The organism is Aliivibrio sp. EL58 (assembly GCF_900312675.1).
In the GTDB taxonomy this organism is placed as follows: domain Bacteria; phylum Pseudomonadota; class Gammaproteobacteria; order Enterobacterales; family Vibrionaceae; genus Aliivibrio.
This window is the reverse complement of sequence record NZ_OMPC01000001.1, coordinates 1,083,105-1,096,122: the sequence shown is the minus strand read 5'-3', so window position 1 is coordinate 1,096,122 and position 13,018 is coordinate 1,083,105. Positions and strand designations below refer to the sequence as shown.

10 protein-coding genes are annotated in these 13,018 nt (G+C 39.7%); 5 read left to right on the top strand and 5 right to left on the bottom strand.

Annotation, left to right across the window (positions count from 1 at the left end):
• Nucleotides 1–350 precede the first annotated feature (350 nt).
• Nucleotides 351–1,655, top strand: a complete 1,305-nt coding sequence (locus ED622_RS04755; protein WP_122032776.1) for an inosine/guanosine kinase — start codon at nucleotides 351–353, stop codon at nucleotides 1,653–1,655.
• 80 nt (nucleotides 1,656–1,735) lie between these two features.
• Here ED622_RS04755 and ED622_RS04750 read toward each other — a convergent pair whose 3' ends face one another.
• Complete coding sequence (locus ED622_RS04750) at nucleotides 1,736–2,014, bottom strand: peptidylprolyl isomerase (RefSeq protein WP_045103769.1); 279 nt, start codon at nucleotides 2,012–2,014, stop codon at nucleotides 1,736–1,738.
• A 145-nt stretch (nucleotides 2,015–2,159) separates the two neighbouring features.
• On the opposite strand from ED622_RS04750, the gene ED622_RS04745 reads away from it, so the two are divergent.
• Complete coding sequence (locus tag ED622_RS04745) at nucleotides 2,160–3,059, top strand: chemotaxis protein (RefSeq protein ID WP_122032775.1); 900 nt, start codon at nucleotides 2,160–2,162, stop codon at nucleotides 3,057–3,059.
• Between the two features lie 142 nt (nucleotides 3,060–3,201).
• Here the strand turns inward: ED622_RS04745 and ED622_RS04740 are convergent, their stop codons facing one another.
• The 3 genes from ED622_RS04740 to ED622_RS04730 form a co-directional block, all read right to left on the bottom strand.
• Nucleotides 3,202–3,885, bottom strand: a complete 684-nt coding sequence (locus tag ED622_RS04740) for a MaoC family dehydratase (RefSeq protein ID WP_122032774.1) — start codon at nucleotides 3,883–3,885, stop codon at nucleotides 3,202–3,204.
• 324 nt (nucleotides 3,886–4,209) lie between these two features.
• A complete protein-coding gene (gene gcvT, locus ED622_RS04735; protein ID WP_122032773.1) occupies nucleotides 4,210–5,328 on the bottom strand; it encodes a glycine cleavage system aminomethyltransferase GcvT in 1,119 nt (372 codons plus the stop codon).
• Between the two features lie 97 nt (nucleotides 5,329–5,425).
• Nucleotides 5,426–6,034: a helix-turn-helix domain-containing protein gene (locus tag ED622_RS04730; protein ID WP_174213430.1), complete on the bottom strand. Its 609-nt coding sequence runs from the start codon at nucleotides 6,032–6,034 to the stop codon at nucleotides 5,426–5,428.
• A 342-nt stretch (nucleotides 6,035–6,376) separates the two neighbouring features.
• Here ED622_RS04730 and gcvH point away from each other — a divergent pair, with 342 nt between their 5' ends.
• The 3 genes from gcvH (at nucleotide 6,377) to ED622_RS04715 (ending at nucleotide 12,058) form a co-directional block, all read left to right on the top strand.
• A complete protein-coding gene (gene gcvH, locus ED622_RS04725) occupies nucleotides 6,377–6,757 on the top strand; it encodes a glycine cleavage system protein GcvH (protein ID WP_122032771.1) in 381 nt (126 codons plus the stop codon).
• A gap of 23 nt (nucleotides 6,758–6,780) precedes the next feature.
• Nucleotides 6,781–9,648, top strand: coding sequence for an aminomethyl-transferring glycine dehydrogenase (gene gcvP, locus ED622_RS04720; RefSeq protein WP_122032770.1), 2,868 nt, complete (start codon nucleotides 6,781–6,783; stop codon nucleotides 9,646–9,648).
• Nucleotides 9,649–10,021: 373 nt separating this feature from the next.
• Nucleotides 10,022–12,058: an EAL domain-containing protein gene (locus ED622_RS04715; protein WP_254052583.1), complete on the top strand. Its 2,037-nt coding sequence runs from the start codon at nucleotides 10,022–10,024 to the stop codon at nucleotides 12,056–12,058.
• A gap of 41 nt (nucleotides 12,059–12,099) precedes the next feature.
• On the opposite strand, the gene ED622_RS04710 is transcribed toward ED622_RS04715, so the two are convergent.
• Nucleotides 12,100–12,972, bottom strand: a complete 873-nt coding sequence (locus ED622_RS04710; protein ID WP_122032769.1) for a DMT family transporter — start codon at nucleotides 12,970–12,972, stop codon at nucleotides 12,100–12,102.
• Nucleotides 12,973–13,018: the final 46 nt, after the last annotated feature.

Below are 13,018 nucleotides of genomic sequence, written 5' to 3'. Positions count from 1 at the left end.
CTCCGGTTTTCAGTATTATAGGGCCGGAAACTAATTCTGCAAGTCTGATAATTCAATTTTTTTTGTGATACTATTGATAAATCTGCAAACAAAACATAACTTTCAGAATAATCCAACCATAAAAACATCATATCTAGCACATACCTCTATAAATTAGCATTCCACCCACACCTTATACGGACCTTCATTCTGGATTGTTTTCTTATTTTCTCTCCTAAAGTAAACGTTTGCTATTTCACCAAAAAAAATAAAGTGACCTAGTCCACAATTATTTAATCGATTGATGAATGTTAATGAAAAAACTTGTGATATAATCTCGGAAAATTCACTTATTAACTGATCTTTAATTCATGAAGTTTCCTGGCCAACGTAAGTCTAAACACTATTTTCCTGTTCACACTCGCGATCCATTAGTGAATCAAATCAAACAAACCCCTAAACTTGAACGCACCCACCTTATCGGTGTAGGTCAAACCATCGTCGATATTGAAGCAAAAGTTGATGATGATTTCTTAGCGCGTCACCAGTTAAGTAAAGGTCATTCTTTGGTTCTTGAAGAATCAAAAGCAGAAGCTTTATATAAAGAACTGTTTGAAAGAAACTTGATCAGTCATGAGTATCCTGGCGATACCATTGGTAACACCCTTCATAACTACTCTGTTCTAGCAGACAGCAAGTCTATTCTGCTTGGTGTAATGAGTGAAAATATCAAAATCGGTTCTTACGCTTATCGTTACCTATGTAACACAACAAGCCGTATGGATTTAGATCACCTACAACCAGTTCAAGGCCCTATTGGTCGTTGTTACACCTTAATTTCTGAAGATGGCGAGCGTACGTTTGCGATTAATGAAGGTGACATGAACCAACTATGTCCTGCTCACGTTCCTGAGCATATTTTTGAAAAAGCCTCTGCATTAGTGATTTCTTCTTACCTTGTTCGTGGTAAAGAAGGCGATCCAATGATGGACGCGGTTCAAAAAGCGATTGATTGTGCAAAATCTCATAACGTCCCTGTTGTTCTTACTTTAGGCACTAAGTACGTTATTGAAGGCAAAGCAGAATGGTGGCAAACGTTCTTAAAAGAAAATGTGACTGTTGTTGCAATGAACGAAGAAGAAGCCGAAGCCCTTACTGGCGAGAAAGATCCCCTACTAGCAGCAGATAAAGCGCTAGAGTGGGTAGATTTAGTGCTTTGTACTGCTGGTCCTGTTGGTTTATACATGGCTGGTTTCACAGAAGAAAGTATTAAACGCGAAACGGATAAGCCACTTCTTCCTGGTAACATCCCTGAATTCAACCGTTTTGAATACAGTCGCCCAATGATGAAAGCACAATGTACTAAGCCAATTAAAGTATCTTCTCACATTGCCCCTTACATGGGTGGTCCAATGGAGATTAAAAATACCAATGGCGCTGGTGATGCTGCATTATCCGCTCTTCTTCATGATATGGCCGCTAACTACTACCATAAAGAGAATGTGCCAAACTCAAGCAAACACGATGCTGATTATTTAACTTACTCTTCTTTCTCTCAAATTTGTAAGTACTCAAACCGTGCAAGCTACGAGGTACTAACTCAGCACTCTCCACGTTTGTCGAAATCAATGCCTGAGCGTGAAGATTGTTTAGAGGAAGCGTACTGGGAACGTTAATTTTCTCAAGCTTACGTTGAACAGATAATAAAAATCCGACATTATAGGTCGGATTTTTATTATCTCGAAAAGGCTATTGCTTATGTGCGATAAAGAACCTTAACAACATGCCAGCCAAATTTAGTTTTCACTAGGTGTGGGACAAGTGTTTCACCACTAAAGCACACTTTATCAAACTGCGGTACCATTTGGCCTTTCTTGAATTCACCTAAATCGCCGCCTTTTTTACCAGAAGGACAGCTAGAGTATTTTTTCGCTAATACGTGAAATTTAGCGCCTTTTTTAAGCTGTTGAATAATATCTTCTGCTTGTTCTTTATGTTTAACAAGAATGTGTAGCGCAGCTGCAGTGCTAGCCATGAATACCTCAAAATGATTCTAGATAAATTAAGCTTAATTATATCGTTTATTCATCATCAATTGATAGTCTCACCTTTAAAAACCGTCTCAAAAAAACTACAATCAAGTTTATAAAAATAATTATTTTTCAGAAGGCCATTTACTTATGAAAAGCAAAGCGAACCAATCGCAAGGTATGCTGCTATTTAAACTCACACTGACTCAGCGTTTTGCCATCGGCACGTTGAAGGTTCGTGAGATCGTACCTTTTCAAGCATTGACTTCTATTCCCTACTCTCATCACCACGTATTAGGGACTGCAACCATTCGTGATATGGCGATTCCAATTATTGATATGTCTGCAGCTGTTGGCTTTAGAGCCCTTCATAAAGATGAGTTAAAAGACTGCTATATCATCATTACCGATTGCATGCGTACCGTTGTTGGATTTGCGGTAAGAGCCATAGATAAAATCATTGAGTGTGATTGGAAAGCCATTGAGCCATCACCAGAAACAGCGGGCTCTAATGTCTTTGTTACTGGGATCACCCGCTTTGAAGATAATATTGTTCAACTGCTTGATGTTGAGCTTCTATTATCAAAAATCTATCCAGAAGATACCTCTAACTTGTACCCTATATTATCTGATGTAGAAAGAGAGAAATTAAAACCTCTTAACATTCTATTAGTTGATGATTCTTTTGTAGCGCGTAAACAACTTTCAACGGCTTTAGACAGTATTAATATCCCTTATCAAGTAGCTACAAACGGATTAGATGCATATGAAATGCTAAAACAAGCCTCTGATGAAGGTCACCCATATAATATTGTGGTCAGTGATATTGAGATGCCCGGTTTAGACGGCTATGAATTGGCATTTGAAATTCAGAACGATACAAGATTGAAAGATGCGTATGTGATCCTTCATACCTCGCTCTCAAGTGAGATCTGTGTTGAGCAGGCACATCAAGTTGGTGCTCATGAGGCGTTAACTAAGTTTGAAGCAACTGAGCTAGTGCAAGCTATGCTACGTGGTGCTAATCATAACGATCGACAAGTTGCCTAGTTATACCAACTGTAATAAATAGAATTGCAGACACAAAAAACCGCGTTACCTTATTAGGTTAACGCGGTTTTTTTATATCTTACTGTCGTTCAACACTAATGTTAGCTATCGACTTCAATAAAATTGGTGTAATCAAAAAGGCCTAAAAGTATAAACGTATTACTGAAACAGCAACACAACCTGGGCGGCGACATTTTTCGATTTCAACTTTAACTTCTGTTTCAATTTCTAAGCCACGCTTAATCGGTGTTACCGACATTAGTGTGCTTCTTGCGCGAATACGCTTTCCAGCTTTAACAGGGTACGGAAAACGAACTTTATTCAAGCCGTAATTCACTGTCATTTTAGCCGTAGGGAAAAGCAAGTTATCACTTCCCACGTTATCCGTCAGTTTTGACAACATAGACAGTGTTAAGAACCCATGGGCAATCGGCGTTTTAAACGGAGATTCCGCTGAAGCTCTTTCTGGATCAGTATGGATCCATTGCATATCTTCTGTCACTGCACCAAAACTATTAATGCGTTCTTGATCCATCATTGCCCAATCGCCAATGTGGATTTCTTCGCCCAATCGAGCGGTTAATTCTTCAAATACAGCTTGAGTATCTAAGTTCATTTCAATTGGCTCAGGTTGAACAACCTCGTTTTGCTGTCCATTAGCAGTACGTTTGTGTTCTTTAACCCACGAAATAATGTGAATATTGTTGGCTTTATTTAAAAATTCAATCCAGTAATCTTTAATGGTTGGTGACATCCAGTCTTTTAATTCAAACGGATGTTTCGCCAGATATTCACGCTTATGCTTTAGAAAATCGACAACCTTCATAGAGAAACCTTATTTGATATCTAATCGTAAAAACAATGCTTAAGTGCCATGTTTATAATTGTGTTACAGGTCACGTTTTTTTGCAAATACTTTCCGAGCATACACACGTTCGCTGAGTACTAGTAAATCATTTAAATTCAAACAGATAATCCAATATGCACAGTGTGCAATTAATTTCAAAAATCTGACCTAGCTTATACTTTATAACGAGAAATCCTCACCTTCACTTTTTTCATAACCAAAAAAAAGAGCATAGTTATATACTCTTTTTGCCTTATTCATTCATTTCTATTGCCGTTATTATGAGCTTCTAACTCTAATAAATTAACCTCTGTAATAACGTTGCGGTACGAATGGCATTTTTTCTACTGTCATTGCGAGTTTTTTACCACGAACTTCAGCGAACACTTCTGTTCCAATAACTGCAAGGTCCGTTCTGACATAACCCATAGATACGGGCTTACCCGCTGTCGGGCCTGCTGTACCAGACGTCACCACACCAATTTCATTATCAGCAGCATCAAATAACTTACACCCTTCACGCACTGGCGCTTTACTTTGACCGACTAAACCAACTCGTTTACGATTCACATCTTTCGTTTCGATTTGCCTTAAGATGATATCTGCACCTGGGAACCCACCTGCACGCTCACCGTCTGCACGGCGATTTTTGCTGATACCCCACAGTAAGCTTGCTTCTACTGGCGTCGTTGTTGTATCTAAATCATGACCGTATAAACATAAACCACATTCAAGACGCAGTGAATCTCGCGCACCAAGACCGATCCACTCTACTTCTTCAAAAGACGTTAAGGCGTCTGCAAGCTCTGCGGCTTTATCATTTGGCACTGAGATTTCGTAGCCATCTTCACCTGTGTAACCAGAGCGGCTGATGTAACACTCGATGCCATTGATCTCAATAACAGCCGTATCCATAAACAGCATAGAAGCCACTGACGGTTGAAGTCGTGATAATACATCTGCCGCTTGAGGGCCTTGTAATGCCAATAAAGCGCGATCTTCAATCACTTCAAGTTCAACACCTTCAGGAAGATTTGCTTGTAGATGCGCAATATCTTGTTCTTTACATGCGGCATTCACAACAACAAACAGATGATCGCCAAAATTAGCCACCATCAAGTCATCCATAATACCGCCCGCATCATTAGTGAAGAATGCATAACGTTGTTTCTGAGAAGGAAGATCAACAATATCAACAGGCACTAGTGCTTCTAGTGCAGCAGCTGCCCCATCACCTTTTAATCGAAGTTGTCCCATGTGCGATACATCAAACAGACCAGCAGCATCACGTGTGTGAAGGTGTTCTTTTTTTACGCCTAATGGGTATTGAACAGGCATATCATAACCTGCAAATGGCACCATTTTTGCGCCAGCAGCGACATGCATATCAAAAAGAGCGGTTTTGTTTAGTTGTTCTGACATTCTTCTTTCTCCATTTGCCTGATATTGGCTAAGTGTATCGGTTATTCTTGGGATCTAGGTTTCTAATAAAATAGTGGATTGTGTTTTTAGCTACGCATTACTTTGCTGTAACCCAGAGGATATGAGCGTCTTCCTCACTAATCGATATAAGTACGTGTCCCATACTTGCATCGTAATAAACACTGTCCCCTATTGCTAAATTAACCGGCTCGTAGAATTCGCTGTAAAAACAGACTTCACCTTCTAGAACCAATAAAAATTCTTCTCCGTCATGACGCACCCATTCAGCATAAGCATCAAAGTCTCTCGCACGAATACGGCTCTTAAATGGCATCATCCTTTTATTAGACAATTGAGTTGCTAACAATTCATGCTCATATGTAGCCGTTGGGTGAGGCTTACCTTGTTGCGAAAGCGTAATATCTCGACGCCCTACCGCCCCTTTTTGTTTCGGCGGCTCAAATATTTGAGGTATGGCGATATCCAACCCACTTGCGAGTTTTTGTAATGCTTGAAATGTGGGTGAGATCTGTTCGTTTTCTATTTTTGAAAGCGTTGAACGCGCAAGACCCGTGCGCTTACTTGCCTCTTCAAGAGTGAGTCCAAGTTGAATACGGATGTCTTTTAATCTTTTTCCAAGATCAAGCGGAGCAATCGGTTGCTCTTCGTTATTTTTCTCTATTTTGACGATTTTTGCTTCTGCCATTGCATTTTGAGGCTTACTCAAACGGCGCTCCTTGCTCATTAAGTATTCAATCAACCTCTGTAATACTCATCTTATCGGCGGAAAATTGCGAGATAAAAAGCAACAAGAATGCTGAAAGAGTGCGCTAGGTAGCAAAATGGGAAACAAAGTTTCTTATTGGAAACTCGATGGTTGAATGTTGCATTTCACACTTGTATGTTTAGCTAATGTAATGCGATGGTCGTTATTAATACAGATAACACCTTCCTGAGTTCGACTAATATAATTTCGTTTAATACTAATTTGCTGAAAGCATATGGCTAAAAGCATTTGCTAAAAAACAATTCACACTGGAGAAGTATCATGGAAAAAGATCTTAAATTTACAGCAAGCCACGAATGGGTACGTGAAAATGGCGACGGCACTGTAACGGTTGGTATCTCAAACCACGCTCAAGGCCTGCTTGGTGATGTTGTATTTGTTGACTTACCAGAGGTAGACGACGAAGTAACAGCAGAAGAAAACTTCTCTTTGGTTGAATCTGTTAAAGCAGCTTCAGACATCTACGCACCTGTTTCTGGTGTGATTGTTGAAATTAATGAAGAACTTGAAGACAGCCCAGAGCTTGTTAACGAAGAACCGTATGAAGGTGGTTGGATTGCTAAAATTAAACTGTCTGATGAAGGTCAATTAGAAAGCCTAATTCCTGGCGATCAATACCTTGAAAGCATCGAAGAAGAATAAAAATAATTTAAAGGATTAAGATCATGAGTCAGCTTCTTCAACAATTAGGCACGGATAACGAATTTATTCGTCGCCACAATGGTCCCGCTTCTTCACAGCATCAACATATGCTCAATACGGTTGGCGCTGAAACACTAGAAAAATTAATCGAAGAAACCGTACCAAGCTCAATTCGTTTACCTCAGCCAATGCAGTTACCTCACGGCCTTTCTGAAAATGCCATGCTTGCTGAGTTAAAACAGATCGCTCAACAAAACACGCTCAATACAAGCTACATCGGCCAAGGTTATTACAATACGCACACTCCGAATGTGATTTTGCGTAATGTATTAGAAAATCCAGGTTGGTATACAGCGTATACGCCTTACCAACCTGAGATATCTCAAGGTCGTTTAGAAGCTCTACTAAACTACCAACAAATGGTAATGGATTTAACCGGTCTTGACATCGCGAACGCATCTTTGCTTGATGAAGCTACCGCAGCAGCAGAAGCAATGACGCTATGTAAACGCGGTGGAAAGAGCAAGAGTAACACCTTCTTTGTGGCAGACGATGTTCACCCACAAACACTAGCGGTGATTAAGACTCGTGCCGAATTCATCGGTTTTGACGTTGTTGTTGATACTGACTCAAACTTAGATTCACATGATGTGTTTGGTGCTCTACTTCAATACCCTGGCACAACGGGTGAAGTAAAAGATTTATCAACACTGATTGAACAAGCTCAAGCGAAAAAAACCTTAGTTGTTGTTGCCACTGATCTTCTTGCTTCTGTGCTGCTTAAACCTGTTGGTGAAATGGGTGCAGATATTGCGATTGGTAGTGCACAGCGCTTTGGTGTCCCAATGGGATACGGTGGTCCGCACGCGGCATTCATGGCAACGCGCGAAAAGCTAAAACGCTCAATGCCAGGCCGAATTATTGGTGTATCGGTTGATTCAAAAGGCAACCAAGCACTGCGTATGGCAATGCAAACACGTGAGCAGCACATTCGTCGTGAGAAAGCGACATCAAACATTTGTACTGCACAAGCATTGCTTGCAAACATGGCCTCTTTCTACGCGGTTTATCACGGCCCAGAAGGCTTAAAAACTATTGCTCGTCGTGTACACCACTTCACGGCTATCGTTGCAAAAGCATTGCAATCTGCAGGGTTTGAATTAACACATCAGAGCTTCTTTGATACGTTAACAGTTAAAACTGAACAGCAGACAGACATTCTTTACACCAAAGCATTAGCAGCAAGCATCAATTTACGTAAATTTGATACTGAGCTTGGTATTAGCTTTGATGAAACCACCACGGTTTCTGATTTAGTTGCACTACTAACTGTATTTGGTGTTGATAATGCAGAGTGTGATACGCTTTCTAATGAAGTCGGTGCAGATGAGTTTGCTGCTATCCCTGAAACGTGTCGTCGTACTTCTTCATTCTTAACCCACCCAGTGTTCAACACGCACCACAGCGAAACACAAATGCTGCGTTACTTGAAAAAACTGGAAAACAAAGATTTCTCATTAACTCACGGTATGATCCCACTGGGCTCATGTACGATGAAGTTAAACGCTGTAGCTGAAATGCTTCCGGTAACATGGCCTGAGTTTGGTGGTATTCACCCATTCGCACCATTAAACCAAGCAGCAGGCTACACCACACTATCAACGTCATTAAAATCAATGCTATGTGAAATCACAGGCTATGATGACTTCTCTCTACAACCTAACTCTGGTGCGTCTGGTGAATATGCTGGCTTAATTGCAATTCAGCGTTACCACCAAAGCCGTGGTGAAGGTCAACGTAATGTATGTCTAATTCCAAGCTCAGCGCACGGAACTAACCCAGCGACGGCATCAATGGTGTCAATGAAAGTGGTTGTGGTGAAATGTGATGACAACGGTAACATCGACATGATCGATTTAGCTGAAAAAATCGCTAAGCACCAAGAAAACCTATCAAGCATCATGATCACTTACCCTTCTACACACGGTGTATATGAAGAGCAAGTACGCGAAGTATGCGACATGGTTCATGAAGCAGGCGGTCAAGTATATCTTGATGGTGCCAACATGAACGCACAGGTTGGTTTAACAAGCCCTGGTTTCATTGGTTCTGATGTCTCTCACCTAAACTTACACAAAACTTTCTGTATTCCACACGGTGGCGGTGGTCCAGGCATGGGTCCTATCGGTGTTAAATCTCACCTAGCGCCTTTCCTACCTGGTCACACAGAAAACGGTGTTCAAGGTTCAGATTACGCAGTTTCTGCAGCGGATCTAGGCAGTGCCTCTATTCTTCCTATCTCATGGGCATACATTGCGATGATGGGAGAAATGGGTCTGACTGAAGCGACTAAAGTGGCAATCCTGAATGCGAACTACGTGATGGAGCGTCTACGTCCTCACTACCCTGTTCTGTACCGTGGTACAAATGGTCGCATCGCGCACGAGTGTATTATTGATATCCGTCCGCTTAAAGAAGCAACAGGTATTAGTGAAGAAGACATTGCAAAACGTTTAATGGATTTTGGTTTCCATGCGCCAACCATGTCGTTCCCAGTTGCGGGTACGTTAATGATTGAGCCAACAGAATCTGAAGACTTAGCAGAGCTTGATCGCTTCTGTGATGCAATGATTACGATTCGTGAAGAGATGAACAAAGTTCAACAAGGCGAATGGCCATTAGACAATAACCCATTAGTGAATGCACCGCATACTCAAGTGGATCTAATGTCTAATGAGTGGGATCATCCATATACTCGTGAAGTGGCGTGTTTCCCATCAACTCAAGCAAAAGCTTCTAAATACTGGCCTACCGTTAACCGTGTAGATAACGTATTTGGCGACCGTAACTTGATTTGTTCTTGCCCAAGCATTGAGAACTATGAAGAGTAATCAGCTAACTTAAAATGAAAAGTTAGAACAAAAATACAGCTGAATAATGGCGGACCTATAGGTTCGCCTTTTTTTTAAGCAAAAAACATACAAATAATCAATAAGATAGTATGGTCGGCACACTGAACAATTTATGAAAAAAATGACTGAGAGCACAAACAAAAGCTAGTAACCTGCTAATCTCTATGTAAGAATTCGCCGCTTTTAAAAAAGCACAAATAATGATAAGTGAATTTTACTCTTTTATTGGCTACTGATTACATCGACAATGGCTTACTGATTTCTTATAGATTCAGTTATACGATGTTATCTTCTACTGGAATTATTTCATTTGAAGGCAAACCTAAATCCAAGTTTTATAAATAATGCATTTTTGACATTTGTAGCTTCATTACATCAAAAATTTAAGACTAGTCATATTGCTTCTCACTCTTATATTTATGACTTATCTGCCATTGCACTGTTATTGATCCCTTTAACACTTTCGAATGCATTCGCCGTACTTCTAGGGCACTCTTTAAATCTATTGGAATTTAAAGAAGCTTCGAACCTCTTTTTCCATTTATCAAATCTACTGATCAATATTTACCCTCTCTCATTTTGTATTATTGCTGGGTACTATTTATCCCACAAGACAACATTCAGTAGTGCGTCATTTATCATTTATTCAGTGGTTCTTTTCTATTTACTATCTATAGAAAGTGGTAGTTTATCTGCTTCATTTAGCTTTCCTAACAATCCATTATTAGCCTTGTTAAGTGCTTCAATTACTTATTTATACTGTTACCGCTTCAACTTACAACAACTTGAACCACAATCTTTAGATTTTTCGTCTCGTCTATTCAAGCATGTTCTCCATTTTTTTATCTTTATTAGCTCTGCCTTCTTCCTATCTAAAATAATGGTTAAAGGTATCAATTACTTTACTGCACTTATTGGGAATATAAATGCCGACCCTTTAACCTTTTCTGGAGGGCTGATCTATCAAACGGTTCTAGGGTTGTTAGGCTCAATTGGCGTTAACGGTCATAATATGCTGTTTACTATCAAACAGACTATCTATGCTGAAACCCAACAAAATATCGCAGATTGGACTGCGGGAGAAGCCTCTTTACATATCATCAATCAAGGATTCTATGATGCATTTTTGTCTATGGGAGGTTCAGGAAATACCATAAGCTTATTATTATGTGTCCTGCTATTTTCTAAAGAAAAAAATCACATCATGCTTGCCTTAGCGGCTTTACCCTTGGTGCTTTTCAATATCAATGAAATCCTGCTATTTGGTTTACCTATTATATTTAATCCATTGCTTATTGTTCCATTCGTTGCTCTACCAATACTCAGCTTTCTTATCACATATATGGCTATTTTTTCAGGTATCATCTCACCGGTATCGAACATCGTCGATTGGATGACACCACCACTAATCAGTGGCTACATTGCTATGGGAAATAATGTTGAAGGCTCGTTATTACAACTAATGATTATTATCATTGGTATCTTTGTTTATCGCCCATTTTATCTCGCGTTTGCAGGAAAATATGCACTACACCATAAATCGGCTATTACTAATACCGCGATAGAAAAATCAATTTTTCAAAGTTTATTAAATAGTGCTAGAAGCTCAGCAGCCAGTAGTTTAAAGCATTCTTCTGCTCAAAAACGTATATCTCATATGCTTCATAGAGATGGCTTTCTAATGCATTATCAACTGCTTCAACCTGTTACAAAAAACAACGCTATATCCTTTGAAGCTTTATTACGTTATCAAGACAGTGCTGGAAATCTGTGTCCCCCAACATTCATTAGTGATTTCCAATTATTGAATATGATGCCTATGCTCGATAAGTTAGTTATCGATAAAGTGCTAACTGATATGCAAAAAATGAAACTATCAGAAGGACAACGTGTAGCGATTAATATCTCGGTGGCTTCGATAGAAGAAGGCGACTTTGCTGAACACTTTATTAATAGACTAAAATACTTTTCTGTTCCGCCACAATGGTTAGAAGTTGAAATTACAGAAGAAGCTATTTTAAGTGGTAATGCTCATTTATTGAATACATTAAAAACCTTAAAAGCATATGGTATAAAAATCGTAATGGATGATTTTGGAACTGGTTACGCCTCATTTCCTCATTTATTTCAATACCCGTTTGATAAGATAAAATTAGATCGTTCTTTATTACTCGGCGCATCAACACCAAAAGGAAAGCAACTGTATCAATTAATCGCTCAAATGGGCCATATCGCCGATTGTGAGGTCGTTGCCGAAGGAATTGAGACTGAGGAGGAATTTCAATTTGTTGCTAATTGTGGTGTAGATAAAATTCAAGGTTTTCTTATCGCCAAACCTCAACCTCTTTTATTTGTCCAACAGATATTAAAAAGAAAAGGGATGTTTTAATCACGGGTAATTAATCATCTGTGATTGATAAAAAATCTTATCTACCACATAACCAATACTGCAGCCATTGCAATTAATAGCAGGGCAAGCATGTCTTTACGTTTAATCCCCTCTTTTAACCAAAAGAGGGAGATCAGCATGGTAAAGAATACCTCTACTTGTCCAAGCGTTTTTACAAGAGGAACCGTTTGTAAAGACATAGCGCTAAACCAGCCAAGTGAGCCAATAAAGCTTGCGATGCTAGTCATAACAACCAATTTAGGTTTGATAAACATCGCGTATAATGTCTTACGGTCTTTGGCTAACATATAACCCACAAGTAATACGGTTTGCAACAAAATAACGAGTAACAGTACCCAAGCTGCACGATGTGGAAAAGGCAAGTCGATGGTAAGACTTGCTTCTCTTACCCAAAGTGATGTTAAGGCAAAAGAAGTACTGCAGGCGAGTCCAATCAATGCTGTTTTTAATGAGAGACTACGGAGTCCATCAGGACAACTCAACATAAAGACCGCAATGGCTCCAACTGCCACGCCTGCCCATCCTAATAGTGATAATGAAGTACCAAAGAAAAGAACGCCTAAAAACGCGGCAACTGGCGCTTCACTTTTTGCAAGACCAGCACCAATCGCAAAATTTTTCTGCTTAAACAACACCACCATCAGTCCAGTCGCTACTATTTGCATGATGGATGCACCAATAATGTAGAGATAAGAATGCGAAGTAAACGTAGGAATAGAGACAGGGTTATAACTATACAGAGCAAACAGATAGAGCGCCGCTAACGGACCAGCCCACAAGAATCGTGACAACGTCACGCCAATCACATTCATCTCTTTGCTTAATCGGCTTTGAAACGCATTGCGCCATGATTGGCTAAATGCCGCCAATAACGTAAATAATATCCAGCTCACAATAATCCCTTATAAACTATCCTTGTAAATACATAGTACCTTAGCT

Bases quoted from the DNA above. Each gene is read 5' to 3' on its own strand.
- ED622_RS04750 (WP_045103769.1), bottom strand. From the start codon at position 2,014: ATGGCTAGCACTGCAGCTGCGCTACACATTCTTGTTAAACATAAAGAA.
- ED622_RS04740 (WP_122032774.1), bottom strand. From the start codon at position 3,885: ATGAAGGTTGTCGATTTTCTAAAGCATAAGCGTGAATATCTGGCGAAA.
- gcvH (WP_122032771.1), top strand. From the start codon at position 6,377: ATGGAAAAAGATCTTAAATTTACAGCAAGCCACGAATGGGTACGTGAA.
- gcvT (WP_122032773.1), bottom strand. From the start codon at position 5,328: ATGTCAGAACAACTAAACAAAACCGCTCTTTTTGATATGCATGTCGCT.
- ED622_RS04745 (WP_122032775.1), top strand. From the start codon at position 2,160: ATGAAAAGCAAAGCGAACCAATCGCAAGGTATGCTGCTATTTAAACTC.
- gcvP (WP_122032770.1), top strand. From the start codon at position 6,781: ATGAGTCAGCTTCTTCAACAATTAGGCACGGATAACGAATTTATTCGT.
- ED622_RS04755 (WP_122032776.1), top strand. From the start codon at position 351: ATGAAGTTTCCTGGCCAACGTAAGTCTAAACACTATTTTCCTGTTCAC.
- ED622_RS04730 (WP_174213430.1), bottom strand. From the start codon at position 6,034: ATGGCAGAAGCAAAAATCGTCAAAATAGAGAAAAATAACGAAGAGCAA.